The organism is Sorangium sp. KYC3313 (assembly GCF_052075895.1).
Lineage (GTDB): Bacteria > Myxococcota_A > Polyangia > Polyangiales > Polyangiaceae > Sorangium > Sorangium cellulosum_B.
On the sequence record NZ_CP197255.1, the window covers coordinates 9,006,732 to 9,028,686 of the forward strand.

At 69.3% G+C, this 21,955-nt stretch carries 14 protein-coding genes; 5 read left to right on the plus strand and 9 right to left on the minus strand.

What is annotated here, in order from left to right; translation table 11 throughout:
* Positions 1–3: 3 nt before the first annotated feature.
* On the minus strand, positions 4–1,368 hold the full coding sequence (locus ACSRUE_RS34120; protein ID WP_441287241.1) for an efflux RND transporter periplasmic adaptor subunit: 1,365 nt from the start codon (positions 1,366–1,368) through the stop codon (positions 4–6).
* Position 1,369: 1 nt separating this feature from the next.
* Positions 1,370–1,699: a hypothetical protein gene (locus ACSRUE_RS34125; RefSeq protein WP_441287242.1), complete on the minus strand. Its 330-nt coding sequence runs from the start codon at positions 1,697–1,699 to the stop codon at positions 1,370–1,372.
* A gap of 398 nt (positions 1,700–2,097) precedes the next feature.
* Between ACSRUE_RS34125 and ACSRUE_RS34130 the strand changes: the two genes are divergently transcribed.
* Complete coding sequence (locus ACSRUE_RS34130; RefSeq protein WP_441287243.1) at positions 2,098–3,606, plus strand: 3' terminal RNA ribose 2'-O-methyltransferase Hen1; 1,509 nt, start codon at positions 2,098–2,100, stop codon at positions 3,604–3,606.
* The gene (locus ACSRUE_RS34135) at positions 3,603–6,170 is read left to right on the plus strand and encodes a polynucleotide kinase-phosphatase (protein ID WP_441287244.1); all 2,568 of its coding nucleotides are present in this window, start codon (positions 3,603–3,605) and stop codon (positions 6,168–6,170) included. The genes ACSRUE_RS34130 and ACSRUE_RS34135 overlap by 4 nt, the downstream gene beginning before the upstream one ends.
* Before the next feature lie 129 nt (positions 6,171–6,299).
* Here ACSRUE_RS34135 and ACSRUE_RS34140 read toward each other — a convergent pair whose 3' ends face one another.
* On the minus strand, positions 6,300–6,545 hold the full coding sequence (locus tag ACSRUE_RS34140) for a hypothetical protein (RefSeq protein WP_441287245.1): 246 nt from the start codon (positions 6,543–6,545) through the stop codon (positions 6,300–6,302).
* Positions 6,546–6,861: 316 nt separating this feature from the next.
* On the opposite strand from ACSRUE_RS34140, the gene ACSRUE_RS34145 reads away from it, so the two are divergent.
* A complete protein-coding gene (locus ACSRUE_RS34145; RefSeq protein ID WP_441287246.1) occupies positions 6,862–7,929 on the plus strand; it encodes an IS1 family transposase in 1,068 nt (355 codons plus the stop codon).
* A 26-nt stretch (positions 7,930–7,955) separates the two neighbouring features.
* Here ACSRUE_RS34145 and ACSRUE_RS34150 read toward each other — a convergent pair whose 3' ends face one another.
* The 4 genes from ACSRUE_RS34150 to ACSRUE_RS34165 form a co-directional block, all read right to left on the minus strand.
* Positions 7,956–8,756, minus strand: coding sequence for a type II toxin-antitoxin system VapC family toxin (locus ACSRUE_RS34150; protein WP_441287247.1), 801 nt, complete (start codon positions 8,754–8,756; stop codon positions 7,956–7,958).
* An 8-nt stretch (positions 8,757–8,764) separates the two neighbouring features.
* The gene (locus ACSRUE_RS34155; RefSeq protein WP_441287248.1) at positions 8,765–9,565 is read right to left on the minus strand and encodes a hypothetical protein; all 801 of its coding nucleotides are present in this window, start codon (positions 9,563–9,565) and stop codon (positions 8,765–8,767) included.
* Between the two features lie 175 nt (positions 9,566–9,740).
* Entirely contained in the window at positions 9,741–10,235 is a 495-nt protein-coding gene (locus ACSRUE_RS34160; RefSeq protein WP_441287249.1) for an RNA polymerase sigma factor, read from the minus strand.
* Positions 10,236–10,297: 62 nt separating this feature from the next.
* The gene (locus ACSRUE_RS34165; RefSeq protein WP_441287250.1) at positions 10,298–10,624 is read right to left on the minus strand and encodes a hypothetical protein; all 327 of its coding nucleotides are present in this window, start codon (positions 10,622–10,624) and stop codon (positions 10,298–10,300) included.
* Between the two features lie 572 nt (positions 10,625–11,196).
* Here ACSRUE_RS34165 and ACSRUE_RS34170 point away from each other — a divergent pair.
* Positions 11,197–13,500, plus strand: coding sequence for a right-handed parallel beta-helix repeat-containing protein (locus ACSRUE_RS34170; protein ID WP_441287251.1), 2,304 nt, complete (start codon positions 11,197–11,199; stop codon positions 13,498–13,500).
* A 139-nt stretch (positions 13,501–13,639) separates the two neighbouring features.
* Here the strand turns inward: ACSRUE_RS34170 and ACSRUE_RS34175 are convergent, their stop codons facing one another.
* Positions 13,640–15,121, minus strand: coding sequence for a right-handed parallel beta-helix repeat-containing protein (locus tag ACSRUE_RS34175; RefSeq protein ID WP_441287252.1), 1,482 nt, complete (start codon positions 15,119–15,121; stop codon positions 13,640–13,642).
* Positions 15,122–15,509: 388 nt separating this feature from the next.
* Between ACSRUE_RS34175 and ACSRUE_RS34180 the strand changes: the two genes are divergently transcribed.
* Positions 15,510–19,841, plus strand: coding sequence for a protein kinase domain-containing protein (locus tag ACSRUE_RS34180; protein ID WP_441287253.1), 4,332 nt, complete (start codon positions 15,510–15,512; stop codon positions 19,839–19,841).
* Between the two features lie 173 nt (positions 19,842–20,014).
* On the opposite strand, the gene ACSRUE_RS34185 is transcribed toward ACSRUE_RS34180, so the two are convergent.
* Complete coding sequence (locus ACSRUE_RS34185; protein ID WP_441287254.1) at positions 20,015–21,541, minus strand: cellulose binding domain-containing protein; 1,527 nt, start codon at positions 21,539–21,541, stop codon at positions 20,015–20,017.
* Positions 21,542–21,955: the final 414 nt, after the last annotated feature.

Below are 21,955 nucleotides of genomic sequence, written 5' to 3' on the forward strand. Positions count from 1 at the left end.
GCCTCAGTCCTCGCCGCAGCAGCCGGCGCCGATGCTCTCCTTGAGCGTCTCGGTCTTGAGCAGGAAGCTCCCTTCTGTCGCGACCTCCTCGCCCGGGCGCACGCCCCTGGTCACCTCGACGACATCGCCCTCGGTCGCCCCGATCTCGACCCGCCGCGCCTCGAACTGGTCGTCCGCGAGCCGCACGAACACGAGCTTCACCGTCCTCGCGCGCTGCACCGCGGCGCGGGGCACCACGACCGCCGCGCGGGATGGAGCGAGGATGCGCGCCCGGCCGAACATGTTGGCCCGCAGCGCGCCGCCCGGGTTCGCGAGCGGGACGCGCGCCTTGGCCGTGCGCGTGGCCGGGTCGATGGCCGGCGCCACGTACGTGATCTCCCCTCTGAGCTCGCGCCCCTCGATGCCGTCGACCTCGATGACCACCGGCTGCTTCAGCGAGACGGCAGGGAGCTCGGTCTCGGGGACGTCGAGCTCGGCCCACATGCTCGAGACGTCGACCACCTCGAACAAGATCTCCTCGACGCCGACCAACCTGCCCACGGTCGCCTTCCGCTGCGTCACGACGCCGGCGAGCGGGGTCGTGAGCGTGTAGCCCCCGCTCCCGCCCGCGCTCGCGCCCACGACGGCCAGGGAGGCCGCGAACGAGGCGCGCTCGGCGCGGGCAGCGTCGAGCTCCTGCTGCGCGGCGAGGACGCTCCGGCGCGACGAGATCCCCTCCTTCTCGAGCTGCTCCTCGCGCTTCAGGTTCTCTTCGGCGACCTTGAGGCGCGACTGCGCGCCGGCGAGCCGCGATCGATCCGCCCCCACGCCGGCGCTGTCGAGGATCGCGAGCGGCGCGCCCTTCTTGACCTCCGCGCCGACGTCCACGTGCAGCTGCCGGACGACCCCCGCGGCGCGGGCGTTGATCTCCGCGACCTTGAGCGCGTCGTAGACGATCCTGGCGGTCACGGGGATGCCACCGCCGCCCTGACGCTCGACGGCCTTCGCGGTGAGGATCCCGGCGAGCCGGGCCGTGTCCTTGGTCTTGAGCTTGACCTTCGTCCCGTCGGCAGGCGCGCCGTCGCTCACCACGTCGGCCGCCGGCTTGCCGCCGCGCTCGGGGTGGCAGATGGGGCAGATGGACTCCGGGAGCTCGTGCTCCTTGCACCAGTCTCCCTTGGCCTGGAAGACCGGGACGAGCCTCGGATTGCACTTCGTGCAGAGGGCCTCCAGCACGCCGTGCTCCTTGCACATGGCGCCCTCGACGGCCGGCGCCGCGCTCCGCTTCGCCCCGGCCTTCTCCGCCGCGGCGTTGTCGGTCGCTTTGCCCCCGCAGCCCGGGAGCGCGGCGAGGAGCAGGAGCACCGCGATGCCAACGCGGCCTGGCACGTCAGCTCTCCTTCGGCGGCCGGACGATCTTCAGATCGGGATTGCACTTGAGGCACTGCGACTCGGGCAGCCCGTGCTCCGCGCACCAGTCGCCGGTGGCCTTGAAGGCCGGGATCAGATCCGGGTTGCAGCGGGTGCACTGCGACTCGGGCACCTGGTGCTCCCCGCACCAGTCCTCGTGGGAGCCCGGCTTCACGTCGGCCGGCGCGTGCGCCGCCTTCGCCTGCGTCTGCTCAGGCGCGGCCTTGCCGGCGCTCGGCGCCTCCTTCGAGCACGACGCAGCGCCGAGGGCAAAGACGCAGATCAGGACCGAGATGGAACGAAGCTTCATGGGCCTTTTCTCTTTGTTGTTCGCGACGTCACGCGACGGAAGCGTCTCGGGCGCGCGCCGGCGCAGCGCCACCACCGTTACCGCCGCTGACCCTGGCCGCAAGCGTAGAGCGCGAGCCGGGGACGAGGTACGGCCATCCCGGGCCGGACCGCTGGCGGGCACAGCCAGCGCCGGAGGGCGGCTCCCCACCGCCCGCCGTCTTCACGCTGCTGCAGGCTTCTCCGACAGCGACTGGATGCACATCCGCGGGCCTCCCTCCGCTCCCGGTCCAGGGAGAGCACGTGCCACACGCCCCAGCCCGCCGTGGCCGCGCCGACGCCGAGCGCCTTGAAGCCCTCGAGGCGCGGGCGCGCGGAGCGTGTCGCGCGTCGTCCCGCTCACGTAGACTCGGGCACCCGATGCTCCTCACGCTCACCACCACGCACCGGCCGGCGACCGATCTTGGCTACCTGCTCGTCAAGAACCCTGCGTACACGCAGTCGTTCCCGCTGTCGTTCGGCGAGGCGCACGTGTTCTATCCCGAGGCGACCGAGGAGCGGTGCACCGCCGCGCTCCTGCTCGACGTCGACCCCGTGGACCTCGTGCGCGGGCGCGGCGCGGGCGAGCCCGGGACGCTGGCGCAGTACGTGAACGATAGGCCCTACGTCGCCTCGTCGTTCCTCTCCGTGGCGATCGCGCAGGTCTTCGGCTCGGCGCTCGGCGGCAAGTGCCGCGACCGCCCGGAGCTCGCCGACGCGCCGATCCCCCTCTCCGCCACGATCGAGGCCCTGCCGTGCCGCGGCGGAGAGGCGCTGCTCCGGCGGCTCTTCGAGCCGCTCGGCTACGAGGTCGCGGCCGAGCGCCTCCCGCTCGACGAGGCGTTCCCGGAGTGGGGCCAGAGCGCCTACCTGCGCGTCTCGCTCGCGAGGACGTGCCGCCTCAGGGAGCTGCTCGCGCACCTTTACGTGCTCGTGCCCGTGCTCGACGACAAGAAGCACTACTACGTGGGCGACGCCGAGGTCGACAACCTGCTCGCCAAGGGCAAGGGGTGGCTCGCGGAGCACCCGGAGCGCGAGGCGATCGCGCTCCGCTACCTGAAGCACAGCCGGCCGCTCTTCCGGGCCGCGCTCGCGCGGCTCGTGGCCGACGACGAGGCGAGCCCCGAGGAGGCCGAGGACGAGAAGGCCGCGCCGGAGGACCGGGGCGAGGCGCGGATCAGCCTCGACGAGGCGCGGCGCGAGGCCGTCGTCGCGGCGCTCCGCCGGGCCGAGGCGAGGAGCGTGCTCGACCTCGGCTGCGGCGAGGGCAAGCTGCTGAAGCGCCTCGTCGACGAGCGCGCCTTCGAGCGCGTCGCGGGCGCCGACGTCTCGATGCGCAGCCTCGAGATCGCCAGGAACCGGCTGCGCCTCGACGACCTGCCCGACAAGCAGCGGCGGCGCATCCAGCTCTTCCAGGCGTCGGTCACCTACCGCGACGCGCGCTTCTCGGGCTACGACGCCGCGACGCTCGTCGAGGTCATCGAGCACGTGGACCTCTCGCGGCTCGGCGCGCTCACGCGCAGCGTCTTCGAGCACGCGCGGCCGCGCGTCGTCCTCGTGACCACCCCGAACGCCGAGTACAACGCGCTGTTCGAGGGGCTGCCGCGCGGCGCGCTCCGCCACGGCGACCACCGCTTCGAGTGGACGCGCGCCGAGTTCCGCGCCTTCTGCGAGGGGGTCGCGGCCGCGCACGGCTACGCCGTCGAGCACCTGCCCATCGGCCCGATGGATCCCTCGCTCGGCGCGCCGACGCAGATGGCGATCTTCACCCGCGAGGGCGGCGCGGGCAGCACGAGCAGCGCCAACGGCGCGGGCGGCGCAGAGGCCCAGGACGGCGGCGCGGGCGGCGCGGGCAGCGCCCTGGCGCAGGCGACGGAGGCGGCGTCGTGAGCGAGCAGGCCCCCCTCATCGTCCCTTCCCTCTCGCTCGTCGTGCTCGTCGGCGCGTCCGGCTCCGGCAAGAGCACGTTCGCGAGGGCGCACTTCAAGCCGACCGAGATCCTCTCGTCCGATCACTACCGCGGCGTCGTGTCCGACGACGAGAACGATCAGGCCGCCAGCGCGTCCGCCTTCGAGGTCCTGCACTTCATCGCGGGCAAGCGGCTCGCGTCGGGGCGGCTCGCCGTGGTCGACGCGACCAACGTGCAGGCGGACGCGCGCAGGCCGCTCGTCGCGCTCGCGCGCGAGCACCACGTGCTGCCGGTGGCCATCGTGCTCGACATGCCGGAGAAGCTCTGCCACGCGCGCAACGCCGGCCGGCCGGACCGGCAGTTCGGCCCGCACGTCGTGCGGGGCCAGAGCCGCGAGCTGCGCCGCTCGCTCAGGGAGCTCCGGCGCGAGGGCTTCCGCTACGTGCACGTGCTCTCCTCGCCCGAGGAGGTCGCGGCGGCCACGATCGAGCGGCAGCGCCTGTGGACCGATCGCCGCGACGAGCGCGGGCCGTTCGACATCATCGGCGACGTCCACGGCTGCTTCGACGAGCTGGTCGAGCTGCTCGAGGCGCTCGGCTACGAGCTGGAGGGGCTCCCGGACGCGCCGCGCGCGTCGCACCCCGAGGGCCGGCGCGCGATCTTCCTCGGCGACCTCGTGGACCGCGGGCCGCGCTCGCCCGACGTGCTGCGCCTCGCGATGGCGATGGTCGCGTCGGGCGCGGCGCTCTGCGTGCCCGGCAACCACGACGTGAAGCTGCTGAAGAAGCTGCGCGGGCGCGACGTGAAGCCGACGCACGGGCTCGAGCGGACGCTCGAGCAGCTCGAGGCGGAGACGGACGCGTTCAAGGCGAAGGCGGCGGACTTCATCGACGGGCTCGTCAGCCATTACGTGCTCGACGACGGCAACCTCGCGGTCGCGCACGCGGGGGTGAAGGAGGCGTTCCAGGGCCGGGGTTCTGGCGCGGTGCGCGAGTTCTGCCTGTACGGCGAGACCACGGGCGAGACCGACGAGTACGGCCTGCCCGTGCGGTACAACTGGGCCTCGGAGTACCGCGGCAAGGCGATGGTGGTTTACGGCCACACGCCGACGACGGTGGCCGAGTGGGAGAACCGCACGATCTGCATCGACACGGGGTGCGTGTTCGGCGGCGCGCTGACGGCGCTCCGCTACCCGGAGCGCGAGCTGGTCGAGGTCAAGGCGCGCCGCGTGTACTACGAGCCCGTGAAGCCGCTCGCGCCGCTCGCGGGCGAGCCGAAGGCCGAGCCGCGCGGGCAGGCCTACGACGTGCTCGACATCGACGACGTGCGCGGCCGGCGCGCGATCCGGACGCGGGTGCACGGCATGGTGACGATCCGCGAGGAGAACGCGGCGGCGGCGCTAGAGGCGATGAGCCGCTTCGCCGTGGATCCCCGGTGGCTCATCTACCTGCCGCCGACGATGTCGCCGAGCGAGACGTCGAAGGACGGGGGCCTGCTCGAGCACCCGCGCGAGGCGTTCGCGTACTTCCGGCAGAACGGCGTGGGCCGCGTCGTCTGCGAGGAGAAGCACATGGGGTCGCGCGCGGTGCTCACCGTGTGCCGCGACGAGGCCGCGCGGCGGCGGCGGTTCCGCCTCGACGAGGGGCCGCTCGGCGTGTGCACGACGCGCACGGGCAGGCCGTTCTTCTCGGACGAGGCGCGGAGCCGGGAGCTCATCGACCGGGTGCGGGCGGCGATGGATCGGGCGGATCTGTGGGCCGAGCTGCGCACGGACTGGGTCTGCCTCGACGCGGAGCTCCTGCCCTGGTCGGCGAAGGCGCAGGACCTCCTGCGCGGCCAGTACGCCGCCGTGGGCTCGTCGGGCCGCGCGTCGCTCGACGCGGCGGTGCGGGCGCTCACGATGACGGCAGCGCGCGACGAGAGCGCGCGGGTGCTGCTCGAGCGGCACGCGGCCCGGAAGGCGGCGATGGACGGGTACGTGGCGGCCTACCGGCGCTACTGCTGGCCGGTGCGGTCGCTTTCGGACCTCCGGCTGGCGCCGTTCCACCTGCTCGCGAGCGAGGGCGCGGTGCACGCGGCGCGGGACCACGGCTTCCACCTGCGGCAGCTCGCGCGGCTCGCCGAGGTCGATCCGGCGTTCTTCGTGGAGACCCCGCACCGCGTGGTCGACCTCTCGGACCCGCAGAGCGAGGCGCAGGCGGTGGCCTTCTGGACGGAGATGGTCGAGCGCGGCGGCGAGGGCATGGTGGTCAAGTCGTGGGAGTGGATCGTCCGCGGCCCGCGCGGGCTCGTCCAGCCGGCGATCAAGTGCCGCGGGCCTGAGTACCTGCGCATCATCTACGGGCCGGAGTACTTGACGCCGCAACACCTTGCGCGGTTGCGCAACCGCAGCGTGTCGTCGAAGCGCGCGCTCGCGCTGCGGGAGTACGCACTCGGCCTGGAGGCGCTCCACCGCTTCGTGGAGGGCGAGCCGCTCCATCGCGTGCACGAGTGTGTGTTCGGGGTGCTGGCGCTGGAGAGCGAGCCGGTCGATCCGCGGCTGTGACGGGGGCCAGACGTCTGGCCATCCATCGCCAGACGTCTGGTAATGGTCAATTTTGACCAATGGGCCCGGACCGCCTTGACGGTCGATCCGGTGTGTGTGCCGCGCGCGCATGCGTCGTCTGAGCGCGAGTTACCGCCCGTGCTTCATCTTGTCGCTGAGCTCCTCGGCGTATTGGCCGAGCGCCTGCTGACGGGTCACCCCGCCTGGCTTGCCGTGCAGCGCTTCGAGTAGGTTCTTCTCGGCTTGATTCCGCAGCGCCAGTGCGGCTTTCACTTCGTCAGGCGACCCGCCGTGGCACTGGATGTCGATGTACGCGGCGTAGCGTTCCTTCGCCTCGCGAGCCAATGCTTCGATGTGTGGATTGATGTTGCTCATGTGCTACACGCACCACGCGCGGCACGCGCTTGTCAAGCGTGGATGCGCAGGCGTAGCCTATGCTCGCGAAATTCCTATGGAATTTCATCGACTCGGGATGGTCCAATGGTTGACCATCGGCTATGACGGCCCGTGTCCTAGCCGCACGAAACACCGGGAAACATAGGCTTTCGGTGCTACCTTGGTGGGACAGGCAAAGCGCCCTGCCCCCGGCTGGTCCCCGAGAGCAGGGCTGCGGAACACCGGACGGTGGCCCGTCCAGCGCACGTCGCAAGGCGCAGCATGAGGCCACCTCTGGGGAGAGGCAAGGCCCTGCATGGCACACGTGCTGCCGATGGCGAAGCGCGTCGAGGTCGTGTCGCATCTCGTCGAGGGGGCGGGCATCCGCCCGACGACGCGGCTCACGGAGGTGAGCAAGCCGGCGATCCTGTCGCTGCTGCTCCGCATGGGGGAAGGCTGCGAGCGGTTACACAACCGGCTCGTGCGTGACGTCGACTGCCGCACGGTGCAGGTCGACGAGATCTGGAGCTACGTGCAGAAGAAGGAGGCTCGCGTAAAGCCGGGCGACTCGCCCGAGTTCGGGGAGGCGTACACGTTCGTCGGCATGGCGAGCGCGTCGAAGCTCGTGATCGCCTACCGCGTGGGGAAGCGCGACGAGGAGAACACCGCCGCGTTCATCAAGGATCTGCGGGCTCGGCTGGTCACCGTCCCGCAGCTCTACAGCGACGGCTGGGCACCCTACGTCGCCGCGGTCGGGTCGTCGTTCGCGCTCGCGGGCTCGGTCGACTACGCCCAGGTGGTGAAGAACTACCGGCGGAAGGGTCGCAAGGACGATGACCACCGGTACGAGCCGCCGCGCGACCCGTTCATCACGAAGACGCCCGTGTTCGGCGTGCCCGACATGCAGCGCGCGAGCACGTCGCACGTCGAGCGGCAGAACCTGACGATCCGCATGCACATCCGCCGCTTCACGCGGCTCTGCAACGGGTTCAGCAGGCGCCTCCCGCACCACAAGGCGGCCGTCGCGCTGCACATGATGTTCTACAACTTCTGCCGCCCGCACGAGGCGCTGCGCGTGACGCCCGCGATGGAGGCCGGGCTGACAGATCACGTGTGGAGCATCGACGAGTTCGTCGCCGCGGCGCTCTCCGAGGCGCCAGGGGAGCCGCCGCAACCGAAGGCGTTGAAGCTGCCCGAGCCGCCCGCGGGAGCGCCTACGGCGCCTGCGAGGGCCTTGCCGAACGGGCGCGGGTTCCTCCGGCTGGTTGGGAGCGCGCCGGCTGCTCCTGTGGCGCCTACGCCCGCTCCGGAGCCACCGCCGTTGGAGCCTTCGCCAGCGCCGGGGACGCGCAAGATGGTGCAACTGAAATTATTTGGCGAGTGACCAGTAATCTGCCAGGCCTGCTCAGTTCACCCACCTTGACCGGCATTAGGGTCCGCCTGTGCGGTCCCAGTTCCGCTGACCGGAGGGTCTGCCGCCGCGATTGGTACGGCTCCTCTGTCCGCGGTCGACGATACCCCAGGATGCGCTATCGGGGCAGCTACAGCTTGGTTTTTGGCAACATCCGTGGTGCTGATGGCTTGCCTCTGTTCCACCAGCCCAAAGAGCCCCATTTGCCCATGATCGGCCGGATTTGTCCGGCTCTTCTGCGGCGTCTTCTGTTTGCCACGCACCACCTCGGGCTGGGGGTCCACTGGCTCTGTTATCCGGCACCGCTTCACGTGTTGCCCAAAGGAGAGAAGGCCACCGTCGAACGTGTATAAAACAGATACCTTGTCGCTAATCTCGGCGCTTGCAGCGATCATTGCGTCGTTGATCCTCTGGTGTGACGCAACAAGTCTCCGGCATACCTTACACGGATGCTGCGCTATCGCGTTTAGACAGTGAGAGCACAGCTTCTCTTTCAGGTTGCGCACACGAACTAGTCTTGCCGCCTCGATCGCCACCCGTCCGTCAAAGGCTACAACATCAAGCTTCGACGAGACACCGCTGAACCACTCCATCTCGTCAGGCATCATATGCCGGCATAGTTCAGTTATAGAGATGGCGCTTATGTAGAATTTGCCCAGGCGCCTGAGCAATTCACTACTGGCTTCGCATTTGGCCCGCGCCTGTTCGAGATGCTTGTCCAGCTCATGCTGCCTCGACTTTGATGGGCCACGCTTGCCCTCCAAGTAAAAAGCGTACAACATGATTTGGGTGTCGACCATTGACCCCATCAGCGGCCCTCAAGCTCGTCAATAATATCCCCTAGGCTTCCGTGCTCAAATAGCGGCCCATGCAGGGCCCTCACTTCCTGGATAAGGTCGGCGCCGCTAATCGGGCACCACGCCTCGATCTTATTTGCCTGGCTGCGCGACGGGTCGAACATAAGCCGGCCAGATTCGTCAGCGGTCCATGATGCATCCAGCTGAATTGCGTAGACATTCTTCGTCTTCGCTGCGTCGTAGAAAGCCGACTCTTCACCTTTACGGATGGTCACTTCCTGTGGCTTCCCATCAAGCTCTATGCGGGCGCGCACATGCCTGGAGCTCGCACTCGTGCGACCAACTCTGTAAATAACGCTATAAACGACGGTATTTCCGCGGAGCGCTGGCGCAGGCTTCTTGTCCTGCGCCAAGCGTATCATTGTGGCGATGAACTCGTTGTGTATGACGGCAATAGGCTCTTTTCGCTTAGGAGTCCACACCTCGGCCCCGTACTGAGCCAGCGCTGGGGAATGCTCCGCGAAGGTCTCGGCAATGACCCACGCACCAGGGCGTTTTGCGATCTCAAGCTCAGGATTCGTCAGAAACCTGATAATGCCGTCGATCGCTTTCCGAGCCTCATGCCCGTAGTAGCGCATGCCAGCCGTCATGTCGAAATTCGACACGACCATAGTGATTGTGTCTGGATCCAGACTGGGATACGCGCGCTTTACAACGTCATCGAAAAGCGTTGCTGCAAGTAGCACGCGCTCCGGAGTGGAGGCGGCATGCAGGCGAAGCTGCAATGAGCCTTTCTGGTGCGCAGACGGCATTGACGCAATGCTAGCATGCGCGGCTTGACACCGCCAAAAGTTTGCTGTAAGGGTAGCGGTTGAACAAGCGGGCGGGTGCTAGTCTGGCGCTGTGACGTCGCGGACGGCCTTCTTACTCGGCGGCCGCCATCAGGGCGATCTTGCGCATCACTTCGCCGGGGGTCCGCCTACTCGCTCATTTCCGCCACCGACGAAGCTTCAGTGCGAGCGCCTCGCGGGCGATCCTGAGCCGCGATGCCGCGGTGTGCGGGTTCATGCGGCGCCGCTTGGCGTACGCGACGAGGCTCTCCGGGTCGTCCACCGAAAGCAACGCCTCGCGTTGCCAGCCCGGCAGGCTGGCCATGGCGTCGAGCACCTCCCGCGCCTCCATCTGCGCGTGCATGTCGATGCCGACGGGCTCGCGGAGCAGCCCGAGCGGCGACGGATGGAGGACCGCGTGACGGACGTACGCGCTGTGCACGTAGTGCGAGGCGAGGCGCCACGCGATACCGTGGAGCCACTTCTTCAGAGCGTCCCGGGGCTTGTCCTTCGGGTCCGGCCGGTACATCCCGCGGCGGACGGCGTTCCAGGCGTTGAGCAACACCTCGGCTTCCACGTCGCGGCGGTCGCGTCGCGGGATGCCGGCGAGCGTCGCGAGGATGATCCCGCGCTCGGCAAGGATCGCCTGCATCGTCGGCTTCTTCCTGGGATGTCGAGCGGCAGGCGGGCGGCGAGCCCCCTTCCGCCGGGGCTTCACCCGGACCTCCCGCACGTCGGGCATGCGGTCGAGCTGACCGGGCCGGGTGTGAGGATGCGCTCAATGCCGAGGCCGGCGAGCCGAGCGACGCGGAGCGCGAGCCCAGCGGAGCCGGGCGCCCACCCGTTCGCCACGCTCCGCAGCGTGTTCCGGCAGACGCCGATCTCGCGGGCGATCTCCGCCCACGCGCGGGTGCGGTTCAGGTTCTTCAGCGCGGCGCGCAGGGCGGCGCTCTCGTCTCGGGTGAGGCAGACGGAGCCGTGCCGCCCCTTGGGCGCACCGCTCCCTTTGCCCGAATTCTGGCGTAAGTGTACAACGGACATGTCGGGACCTCGGTCGATGAGGTTTCGGCCACGACCCCCGGGCGACGCCAATCGCCGCGGGGGTCACTTGCGCCGAACGCTACGGACCGAGATCGAGATCCGCCACGCGAATCAGGCTATTTTGACCACTAAGGGTCAAAGTTGACCATTACCAGACGTCTGGCTGTCCATCGACAGACGTCTGACCGTCGCGGCGCGCTTGCTGTGATGTGGGCGCGCTCGGCGCAGGGGAATCGCCGTTCAGGCACCCCGCGCATCGCGCCGCGTTATGAGGGAAGAGGCTCGACCACTGCGTCTGCTGGCCGGCCATGAGGCCGGCTGTGGCCGCACCCGGCCCTGGCTCTCCCGCGCAAAATCACGCCAACGAGCGGCGTCTGATCGGGGAATGGGCCCGTCGCAGGATGGCACCGTTCGTGCTTGAGCGCGGCCCGACATCGATCGTCGCTCTCAGGTCGAGCCCGACAAGGCGGGCGCCTGCGCGCGTTCGATATCGGCAGTGGTCTCAATCTGGTCAGCGAGGGAGCATTCTTTGTATGGCAAATTCTAGGGATCGGAGCACCCGACGGTCTTTCGTGGTGGTCTGGTCGTGGTCGCTCGTCGCCGCGCTCGTGACGCTGGACTGTGGTGGTGTATTCGATGCGAAGCCGTGCGCCACCGGCGAGGTGGCGCGCGAAGACGGGCAGTGCGAGCCGAAGCCGTGCGGCCCGGGCGAGCTCACCCTGGCAACGGGCGCATGCCAGCCAGCGGGGCTACCACCGGACATGCGGTGCGCGCCGGGCGAGATTGAGCAGGAGGACGGCCGATGCCAGCCGGCGGGGGTGCCGCCGGAGGCGTGCGGAGAAGGGTTCGTCGCCGATGGCCGCGGCGGCTGCTCGGCGATCCTTCCGGACGCAGCGTGTCCGAAGGGGCAGATGGCCATCCCCGGGGAAACCCGCTGCCATGAGGTCGCTTCTTGCGGCGAAGGGCCGTGGGGCGATATCCCGATCGAGGCGAGCACCCAGCTCGTCGACCAGGCCTATACGGGAGGCGACAGCGACGGGACGGCGGCGAGGCCGTGGACGACGATCCAGCGGGCGATCAACAAGGCCAACAGCGGCGCTATCGTCGCCGTGGCGGCGGGCACGTATGAGGAAGACGTGCTGATCTCGGGCAAGGCGGTGCGCCTGTGGGGCAGGTGTCCTGGGCTTGTGGAGATCCAAGGGACGGGGAATGAGGGCGCTGCTCTTCGGGTGCTCAGAACGAAGGCGAGCGGAACCGAGATCCGGAGCCTCGCCGTGACCGGGACGAAGCTTGGGATCTTAATATCGCGCGCGCACGATGTAACAATAGACAAAGCGTGGGTACACGACGCGGAGATGAATGGGATCGAGATCAACGGCTCTGACGGCGCGACGAGCGCATCAATAACCACATCCCTCCTTGAACAGAACCACGACTCAGGCGTGAGCGTCCTCGCCTCGGACGCGGCAATCAAAGGCACCGTCATCCGTGGCACCAAACCCAGTGAAGACCGCAGCGAAGCGGCGGGGCTCGCCGTCGCGAAAGGCGCCGGCGTGACCGTCCGCACATCCGTTATCGAGCAGAACCACGCCACCGGCGCGCTCATCATGGGCTCGAACGCCACGTTCGAGACCACCGTAATTCGCGAAACTCAACCCAATTCGAACAATAAGCTCGGACGGGGGATCGAGGTCCAGTCCACCAGCGACACAGGCGAGCGCGCCGTCGCCTCTGTCCGCGCATGCCTCATCGAGAACAACCACGACATTGGCATTCTCGTCTCTGGCGGAGACGCGACGATCGAAGCCACTGTCGTCCGCTCTACCCGCCTCAGACCGGATGGTACGAGAGGACGGGGTATCGAGGTCCAGTATGACAGCGTGACAGGCGAGCGCGCGAGCGCGACTGTAAGCCAGTGCCTCATCGAGCAGAACAATGAGGTGGGCGTGTTCGTCGCCGGCTCGCGCGCGACCATCCAGGCTAGCATCGTCCGCGCTACCCAGCCCAATTCTTCTGGTGAGTTCGGGCGGGGGATCGAGGCCGGCCCTGTGGAAGACGAGCGCGCGAATTTGACCGTTCACGCTTGCATCGTCGAGAAGAACCATGATGCCGGCGTATTCGTCCTTGGCTCGGATGCGACGGTCGAGGCCACCATCGTCGGCAACACCCGGAGCACCGCGAAGGCGGAGGATGCCGCAATGATGGAGAGAGGAGTGGGCATCCGGGTCCAAAATGGTCGACAGAGAGACGAGCGCGCGAACATCGCCATCCGCGCCTGCCTCGTCGAGGAGAACCGGACGGCTGGCGTGCTCGTCGTTGGCTCGGACGCGACGATCGAGACCAGCGTGGTCCGCGCCACCCAGCCCGGCTCCGATGGCCAGCTGGGGCGCGGCATCGGCGTTGAATCCCGCGCGAAAAGGCGCGACCGCGCAAACGTGACCATCCGCGCATGCCTCGTCGAGGAGAACCATGAGGCCGGCGTGGGCGTCATCGACTCGGACGCGACGATCGATTCCACGCTCGTGCGCACGACGAAGGCGCTGGGCGGCAACGCGTTCGGGCATGGAGTGGCCGCCGCGGATGAAAGCACGACCTGGATCTACAACACGAGCATCGCAGGCAATGTTCACATCGGAGTCGCAAATTACGGTTCGGATGTAGCTATCGTCGACACGTCCCTTACCTGCAACGAGATCGACATCAGCGGCGAGGACGCCCCCTTTGCCGAGTCCACCTTCGATCGCAGCGACCGGTGGCGGTGTACCAGCCGCGGCGCCGCTCACTGCTCCGAGACCGAGGACAACTGCTCTGTGAGCAGCCATAACGTCCCGCCCGTTCCCCGCATGGGGCCGGCCCAGGAAGCGCCGCAGGGTTGACACCGGAGCGCGCCGCGCGCCCCACCGTCTCCCGCGCGGCAGATCCGACAGACGCGGCCCCCCGGCGCGATCATCACTGCAACGGCTCTGCTCCAGGGACGAGACGCCGGAGCCGTCGTTGGCCGCGCCGCCGCAGCCCTCACCTCGACGGACGCGACGCCGCGATGGGTGACCTCGCGATCGCGAACTTGCTCTCAAGGGTGGTCCGCAGCTCGACGTCCATAGCTGTAGGGTGGGCAGCTTCCTCCGTGACGTTCTGCTGCAGTGGGAGCTCGTCTGCGGCACTCAGCAAGCGGAGTCCCTTGATCTCGCCTACTGCTGGACCATCGATCAACAGGCTATTCCTCGCATTGCCGCCCAGCGTCAGGCCGTCGATGAACACCTCGGAGCCATCCAGCCACTCGACGCCATCGCCGAATTTCCGGTCCAAGCCGCTCGCCTCGATGATTTCCAGGTTGTGGTTTGCGGTGTGCGTGATCGAGGACTTGCACAGGATGATGCCTTTCGACTCGCCCGCGACACCGATGCCGACGCCGAAGTTGCGCTCCAGCTTTCCGTTGTGCAGCGTGACGGTGCAAGGCTGATTGGTCTCATGATGGTAGCATTCGTCAGGACTTCCCTCCGCCGGGATCAGGGTGTTCTGAATCCAGAGCCCAAGCGTGTTCCCGCCGATCTCGATGAAGTCGTCCTCCGCGTGCTCGTCACCCAGCCAAGCCATCGAGCGGTCGATGAGAATGCCGTAGGAACGGCTGCCGAGCACCCGCACCTTGCTGGCACGGTGCACGGTCGAGCACTCGGCAGCCGAGATGCCCCCCCCGTACTCGCCCTTCTGGATGAGATCGCCATTTTCCGTCTTAATCACGTCGACGTCCTCTAGGCTGGCGGTGGCGCTGTGCAGCGAGACGCCGACGATGTGGTTCCGGCGGATGACGCTGCTCTTCACCATGAGCGCAGGGCGGCTCGTGCAGGTGCAGTCGACCTCGTCGCACGGCTCCCGCCGCTCGACAACGATCCCGCCGCCCTGGGCGCCCGAGACGACGCTCCGCTCCAGGCTCACGTTGGAGTCCATCGCGAAGACGCCGACGCGTCCCGAGCCGACGATCTCGGAATTCACGATGTCGACCGAGGAGCCTTCAAGGATCTCGACCCCATCGCGTGGATAGTCCCTCGCGCCGACGATGCGGACCGAATCGATGCGCACGCCGGTCGCCCCCTTCACGCTCACGCCCTCTTGCCCGACCGTGAGACCTCGGACCACGGCGCCCGCCCCTGGCTCCAGCGTGATCCCGTCGATCGTGACCGCGTCCGCCGAGGCCCCGATGAGGCTTACGCCGCCGGGAACGGTGACCGCGCGGTACCCGCCCTGGCCGAGCACGATGCAGGTGCCGGGCGAGGCGCCCAGTGCCGCGGACGTGAGCTGTTCATCGTTCGCGACCTTGAGGCAGCTCTCGCCGCCATAGACGACCCCTTTCGGGACACCGACACAAACACCCCGAATCTGGTTCTCCTCTGGGCATGTCGCGGGCGTGGGCAGCTCATCGCCGCCGCATCCAGCAACGGTCGCGCACGCGGCACCGCCCACGAACGCTGCAGAAAACCAAGTCCAGAACCGATTCGTCATGTTCTTTCCTCCAGAATTCGCCGCAGACCCTAGCTTGCCGGCGCCCGGCGCGGACATGCAAAAACGAGCGCACCGATGATCCCAGGCCCGTCGACGCGGTGCGACTTCATGAAGCGGCGGCCGCGGCCTCGTTTTCCGCGGGTTTCAATGAATCGCTTGCGCGCCCGGACCGCGTCCCGCGTTGAGATCGAGAGCTGCCCAGACCGCCCTCGTCATTTCGCCGGCCCGTGGCCGGCCATCGGCCGGCCATGCGGCAGTATTTCGCTCGAGCCGAACCCCGCTCTCGTCGTATCGGTCCCCACGGCGATCAACCCGACACGGCGGCAGCGTCCTCTCGGACAAAACGCCCTCTTCTCACGGCATCCGGCAGCCGGTACCCTCGTCTGCGATGACGTTGACGGACCCCTTCGGCTGGGTGGGCGCGACGCTCGACGGCCAGTTCGCCGTCGATGCGGTGGTCGGCGAGGGCGGGTTCGGCGTCGTCTATCGCGGCATGCACCTCGGGCTCGACGTCCCTGTCGCCATCAAGTGCCTCCAGATGCAGCGCGGCATGCCGCCCTCCGGGCAGGACGGCTTCCTCGCGATGCTCCGGGCCGAAGGGAAGCTCCTCCACCAGCTCTCGCGGCAGACAGCCAACATCGTCCAGGCCCTCGATATCGGCGCGTCCACCTCCCCGCGCGGCGTCTGGACACCCTACCTGGTCATGGAGTGGCTCGAGGGAGAGACGCTCGCCGCGGCGCTCTCGGCGCGCCACGCCCGAGGGTCCCGGCCGATGGATCTCGACGAGGCGATAACCCTCCTCTCCCCGGCTGCCGAGGCGCTCGCCATCGCCCACGAGAACCGCGTGTCGCATCGGGACCTCAAGCCCGCCAATCTGTTCTGTGTACGCTTTCGCGGCGGCGCCGGGCTCAAGGTCCTTGACTTCGGCATCGCCAAGGTGTTCGAGGAGACAACGCCGCTCGCGGCCGCCCTCGCCGGAGCAAGCGGTACCCAGCGCGTGTTCACCCCCATCTACGCTGCCCCGGAGCAGTTTGTCCGGGAGTACGGCGCCACCGGGCCATGGACCGACGTCTTCGCCATGGCGCTCATCCTCATCGAGGTCGCGTCGGGCCGGCGCGTGCTTCGAGGCGAGTCGCTCATCGAGCTCCTCACGTCCGCGCTCGATGCGTGGCGGCGTCCGGACCTGCTCTCCGGCATCACGCCGGAACACCACGGCGTGGCGTTCGTCCTCCGCCGCGCGCTCACGGTCGAGCCGGGCGCGCGCTTTCTCAACATGAAGGAGTTCTGGTCGAGCCTGCTGAAGGCGCGCTCCACCTCCGCGGAGACGTCGCTCGCCGCGACGGGGCGCGCGACCGATCAGAACGACTGCCCGGGAGCGACGGCGCCCATGTCTCAAGACAGGCGCGGCTCCAGCCCCCCGTACGCGGCGCAGAGCTCGCTCCCTCCGCCCTCCGCGCCGGCGAGCTCCTCTCTCCCGCCGTCGGGCGAGAACCGCGTTTGCACCGTCCTGTGCGTCGACCTCTCCAGCCTCGCCGCGCGCTCATCGCACCTCGACGACGAGGAGGTCGCCGAGCTCACCGATCGCAGCCGCGATCTGGTCGTCAAGGAGATCGAGCGCACGGGGGGCGTGATCACGCGCACCGCCGACGAGCGCGTGATCGCCGTCTTCGGCGTCCCGCGAGCGACCGACAACGACGCGGAGCGCGCCGTCGTCGCCGCGCTCCGCGTGGCCGCCGTGCGCGTGAGCCCCACGCCTCGGCGCTCGGCGCCCCCCGCGCCCCTCGCCGCGTCGTTCGGGATCGCCACGGGGCGGGTCTTCACGCGGACGAGCGGTGATCCGCAGCGTCCGGAGCTCCTCGTGACCGGAGAGGTCGTGCGGGTCGCCGCCGCGCTGCAGGCGGCCGCGCCTGCCGGGGCCATCGCCGTCGCGCGTGACACGTACCGGCAGATCGCGGGCCGGTTCAACGTGGTGCCGCTCTCCCCCATCGACGTCCCTGGCCGGCGTGAGCCGCTCTCCTGCTACCGCGTCACGGGCGCGCTGCACGGCCACGTCTCGTTCGCCCGAACCGATTTCCTCGGCCTCACGACGCGGCTCGTGGGGCGCGGCGCCGAGACCCAGCGGATGCTCGACGCGCTCGAGACCATGCTCTCCGAGGGCCGGGCCCAGCTCCTGTCGCTCGTCGGACCCCCCGGCGCCGGGCGGAGCCGGCTGCTCGCTGAGCTCTTCGCGCACCTCGCAGCCAAGCCCAACAAGGTCCTCGTGCTGACCGCGCAGTGCTCGCCGCTCACCACCGACGTCACCTACAGCCTCGCCGCCGCGCTCCTCCGCCAGCGCTTCCGGATCCGCCCGCGAGACGGCCAGCGCGGGATCCGCCGGAAGCTGCGCTTCGGCCTGCGCTGGCTCCGCACGCACCACGCCGCCGCGGCGCCGCCCCCGGACGACGATCGCTCGATCGGCTACGCGACCGGCGAGGAGCTCGATGTCGCGGACATCGACGCCGCGCTGCTCCAGGTCGAGGCGCTCCTCGGCGGGACGGCCGCGACAGGCGCCACCTGCGACTCGCTCGGGCCCGAAGAGGCCGGGGCGCTCGTGAAGCAGCGGATCGTCGCCGCCTTGACGCGCCTCGCCCGCCTCGCCGCTCGGCAGCTCCCGATCGTGGTGCTCTGCGACGACCTCCAGTGGGCCGACGACGCCAGCCTCGACCTGCTGGAGAGCCTCGTCGAGGGCATGGCGGACCTGCCGCTGCTGCTCGTGTGCAGCGCGCGGGCCGAGCTGCTCGAGCGCCGCCCCGGCTTCGGCGCCGACGCCGCGGCGCACCACCGCCAGGAGGTCGCGCCGCTCGCGCGCCGCCACATCGAGGACATGATCAAGGACCGCCTCCGCCGCGTCCCGGGCCTGTCCGCCGACGTCGTGCGGGCGCTCGCCGACCGCGCCGAGGGGAGCCCGCTCGTCGTCGAGGAGCTGCTCCACCTGCTCGTCGACGCGGGCGCGATCGAGGCGCGAGGGCGCGAGGCGTGGGTGCTCCACGAGGAGCGGCTCGGGGCGCTGCGGCTGCCCACGACGATCCAGGGGATCGTGCAGACACGGCTGGACAGGCTCGAGCCCAGGGTCCGCGAGGTGCTCATGCACGCAGCCGTCGTCGGGCGGACGTTCTGGCAAGGGGCCGTCGAGCGCCTGCAGCAGGCGAGCACGACGTTCGACACCGGCGTCCCGGTGGAAGCAGCGCTCGGACAGCTCCGGCAGCGGCGGCTCATCCGCGCACGCGAGCCGTCCACGCTGCAGGGCGAGCGCGAGATGGCCTTCGCCGACGCAGCGACCCACGAGGTCGCGTACGAGATGCTGAGCGCGAAGCTCCGCCGCGCGCTGCACCTCGAGGTGGCCTCCTGGCTCGATCGGCAGGGGGAGACAGGGGTCGCCGTGGCGCTCCTGGCCGCGCAGTACGACCGGGCGGGCGACGCGGCGCGCGCGGCCTCGGCGTACGCGCGGGCGGCGGTGCGGGCCATGTCCTTCGGCGAAAACGCGGAGGCGATCCGCCACCTGGAGCGCGCGCGCACCCTGCAAGACCAGGACGAGGAGGCTGGCGGCGGCGACGACACAGAGGGGCCGCGGAGCGCCGCCGCCCGGGAGCGCCTTCGCGTGCGCTTCGACCTCGGCGACGCCCTCCGCCGGGTCGGCCGGCTCGACGACGCCGAGCGCGTGTACGAGGAAGCGCGAGCGCTGATGCGCCGCGGGGAGCGCCGCGGGAGCGCGAGGGAAGATCGGCCCGAAGCGCTCAGCTGGGACGCGCGCATCGACGCGCGGCTCGCGCTGATAGCCAAGGTGCGCGGCGCGCTGCCGGAGGCCCGGGCGCTCGCCGAGCGGGCGATCACCCGGGCCACGGAGGCGGGGGAGCTCCGCGAGACGCTGGCGATGTACGCTCTGCTCACGTTCCTGCATCGCCGCGAGGGGCGACGCGAAGCGAGCTGGCAGGCCGCTCGGACCGGGCTCCGGATCTGCCGGACCCTGCGCCGGAACGACGAGCGCTGGCGGGAGGACGTCGCAGCGACCCTGCTCGGCGTGGCGCTCGCGCTGGCGGCGCGTGGTCGGACGGTCAGCGCGGAGCGGACCTACCACCAGGTCACCCGCGTGGTCTCGGACGCCTCGCATCCTCACCTCGTCAGCCTGGCCCTGAACGGCGTCGCGGTGATGCGTCTCCGCGTGGGTGATCTCCCGGGGGCGCGCGAGACGTTCCTGCGCGCGATCCGGCTCAAGGAGCGCTCGGGCGATCTGCATCAGATCGCGATCGGGTACAGCAACCTGGCCGAGACCGAGCTCGCCATGAAGGAGCTCACCGCGGCGCGAGATCACGCTCGGCGGGCGGTGCGGATCGGGGAGCAGAGCCGCGCCGGCTCGGACCTGGCGGACATGTACCGGAACCTGGCTGAAGCGGAGCTCGGAACGGGAGATCTCGGCGCGGCGCTCGCGGCGGGCCAGAAGGCGCTCGCGATCGCAGAGACGCGCGGGCAGGTCTACCTCGGCGACGTCGCGGGGACGCTGGCGCGGACGATCGCGCAGGCGGCCCCCTCTGCAGACGAGGCGCTGCGCGCGGCCGCTCTGGATGCGACCGCAGCGCTCGACGCATCGCTCGGAGCGCACTTTCGCGACGGAGAGCTGCACCAGAGGGCCGACGCGTGCCGCGCGCTGCTCGCCAGCGCCTGGGGCCTGCGTCAGAAGCGGTGAGCAGCGAGAGAGCGAGCCGTTCCTCGGATCGAAGGGCGGCACGGAGGCGTTGCCCAGCGAGAGCTTGAGGTTGTGACGGCGCTGGGTGGTCGCCCTGGCCGGCGTCCCCTGCGCCCCGACCGACAGGCTCTGACTCGTCAAGGAGGGGGCCCGCGGGGCGCGGGCCCGCTTCGTCACGGCGCCAGCGTCACGGACTTCGCGTCGAGCGCGACTTCGTAGTAGCCGTGCGGATCCCAGCTCAGCGGAACGCCGTTCTGCTTGAGCGTGCCGCCGGTGACCGTCACGCGCAGGTACTTGCCCGGCGGGAAGTTGGCGGGGAGCTGCCACGAGTAGGTCGTCGCGCCGCCGGACGTCGAGGTGGTGGCGGAGGAGACCGCCTTCTGCCCGCGCCAGTAAGCGCCGACGTTGACCACGCTGTCGAGCCACATGTCGCCGAGCGCCTTCGCGTGCTTGACGTGATCGACGAAGGCCTGGAGCCCTATCGGCTGATAAGCGCCGTCGGAGCCGCCGGTGAAGCCGTGCACCAGGACGGTGCGCCACTTCCTGGCGTCCCGCGCGCTCGTGACCTGCTGGTCCAGCACCGTCGTGGAGGCGCCGGTCGGCGGGATATAGCAGGGCAGCGTGAACGGATCGGTCGAGTCGTTCGGGCCGATGAGGTTGTTGGCCACACCCCGGTTGATGAGGAAGCGGGTCCTGGCGATGCTCGAGTACACCGACGAGCCGTTCGGAGCCGCCATCGTCCACACCTTGGTGCCGAACCTGCTCTCGATGAACTGCGTCGCGGCGTCCGTATCGGCGCCGCTGTCATTGCTCGAATGGCTCTTCGTGTGGTTGCCGAGCTCGTGCCCGTCGCTCAGCGCCCTTTGCCACACCGAATTGGTCGATTCGCTCTTGCCCGTCTGGAGGTAGAAGGTGAACGGAACGTCGAGCGCGTTCAGCGTGTCGTAATTCTGGATCTGGCTCGAGTTCGAGTCGTCGAACGTGTACGACACGGCGCCCGTGAAGCCGGCCCAGTTGATGACCCTGAACCCGCCGACCGCGCCCGACGGCCTGGCCACGTTGCTGGAGCCTGGGGGCGTCGGAAGGCCGGAGTTGACCACCGGACCGCCACCGCTGCCGCCCGCTCCTCCGCCGCCGCCTGCGCCTCCGCTGCCGCCCGCGCCGCCTCCGCCCGAGCTGGCCGAGGAGCTGCTGCTGGAGCTGCTCGTAGCGCTGCTGGAGCTGCTCGAGGCGCTGCTGGAGCTCACCGACGTCGAGCCGCCGTTCCCGTTGCCGCTGACCGACGTGATCGAGGGCTTCCCCGTACCGTTCGCGCAGAACCCCCAGGTCGTCGATGCTCCTGCTTCCGTCGACGCTGCTCCCAGCGAGCCGTTGTAGCTCTCGTTGGTGGCGTTCAGCTGCCCGTTCGACTGCGTGATCCGCGCGTTCCACGCGTTGGCCAGCGTCGCGCCGTTGAGCGCGATCGAAAGGCCCCAGGACGTGCTCGGCCTGGAGCTCATGTTCTTCACCGTCACGTTCGCGCAGTACCCCGTCTGCCACTGCGACTGGTACGACAGCTCCGCCGACATCGTCCCGTCCGAGCTGAGCAGCGCGCCCTCCAGCGACAGGATCTCTTCGTCGTCCGGAGACGCAGCGATACAGGCGGCCAGGCAGCAAGCGATCGAAACCGAGCACCAGCTCAGCAAGCTAGCAAAGCGCATAAATTTTCTCCCAGGAGCGGCCGAATGGCCGCAAGCAAGTTCCGCAAGATGCCACGCCGACGCGCGGCGCGCAAAGCATATGACGCGGCGCGCTCAACCTATCTTTGGTTCGTGGTCCCCGATTTCCGGATTCCCGACGAGAGACCCTTCGGTCACACCACGTATCGAGTCAAGCACCGATGCGGTAACAGAGCGCCTCTCAGCCGAATCGCCTCGTCGCTCAGGCTCATCCCATGCCAGCGCCCATCCGGTAGGCCCCGTGGCGTGGGGTCGTCGCGCGCGGCGCCTAGAGAGCCGAAATGACAGGGCTGTTACGGAGACAAGGTGAGCGCGGGAATTCGAGGAGATGCCTCAGCTCTGCGGGCTCATCCGCGTCGTCCGGCTCGCTGCGGCGTACCTTCGTACGCCTCGCTT

Excerpts from the sequence above, each read along its gene's own strand:
- ACSRUE_RS34125 (WP_441287242.1), bottom strand. The coding sequence starts at position 1,699 with ATGAAGCTTCGTTCCATCTCGGTCCTGATCTGCGTCTTTGCCCTCGGC.
- ACSRUE_RS34130 (WP_441287243.1), top strand. The coding sequence starts at position 2,098 with ATGCTCCTCACGCTCACCACCACGCACCGGCCGGCGACCGATCTTGGC.
- ACSRUE_RS34140 (WP_441287245.1), bottom strand. The coding sequence starts at position 6,545 with ATGAGCAACATCAATCCACACATCGAAGCATTGGCTCGCGAGGCGAAG.
- ACSRUE_RS34145 (WP_441287246.1), top strand. The coding sequence starts at position 6,862 with ATGGCACACGTGCTGCCGATGGCGAAGCGCGTCGAGGTCGTGTCGCAT.
- ACSRUE_RS34150 (WP_441287247.1), bottom strand. The coding sequence starts at position 8,756 with ATGGTCGACACCCAAATCATGTTGTACGCTTTTTACTTGGAGGGCAAG.
- ACSRUE_RS34155 (WP_441287248.1), bottom strand. The coding sequence starts at position 9,565 with ATGCCGTCTGCGCACCAGAAAGGCTCATTGCAGCTTCGCCTGCATGCC.
- ACSRUE_RS34160 (WP_441287249.1), bottom strand. The coding sequence starts at position 10,235 with ATGCAGGCGATCCTTGCCGAGCGCGGGATCATCCTCGCGACGCTCGCC.
- ACSRUE_RS34165 (WP_441287250.1), bottom strand. The coding sequence starts at position 10,624 with ATGTCCGTTGTACACTTACGCCAGAATTCGGGCAAAGGGAGCGGTGCG.
- ACSRUE_RS34175 (WP_441287252.1), bottom strand. The coding sequence starts at position 15,121 with ATGACGAATCGGTTCTGGACTTGGTTTTCTGCAGCGTTCGTGGGCGGT.
- ACSRUE_RS34180 (WP_441287253.1), top strand. The coding sequence starts at position 15,510 with ATGACGTTGACGGACCCCTTCGGCTGGGTGGGCGCGACGCTCGACGGC.
- ACSRUE_RS34185 (WP_441287254.1), bottom strand. The coding sequence starts at position 21,541 with ATGCGCTTTGCTAGCTTGCTGAGCTGGTGCTCGGTTTCGATCGCTTGC.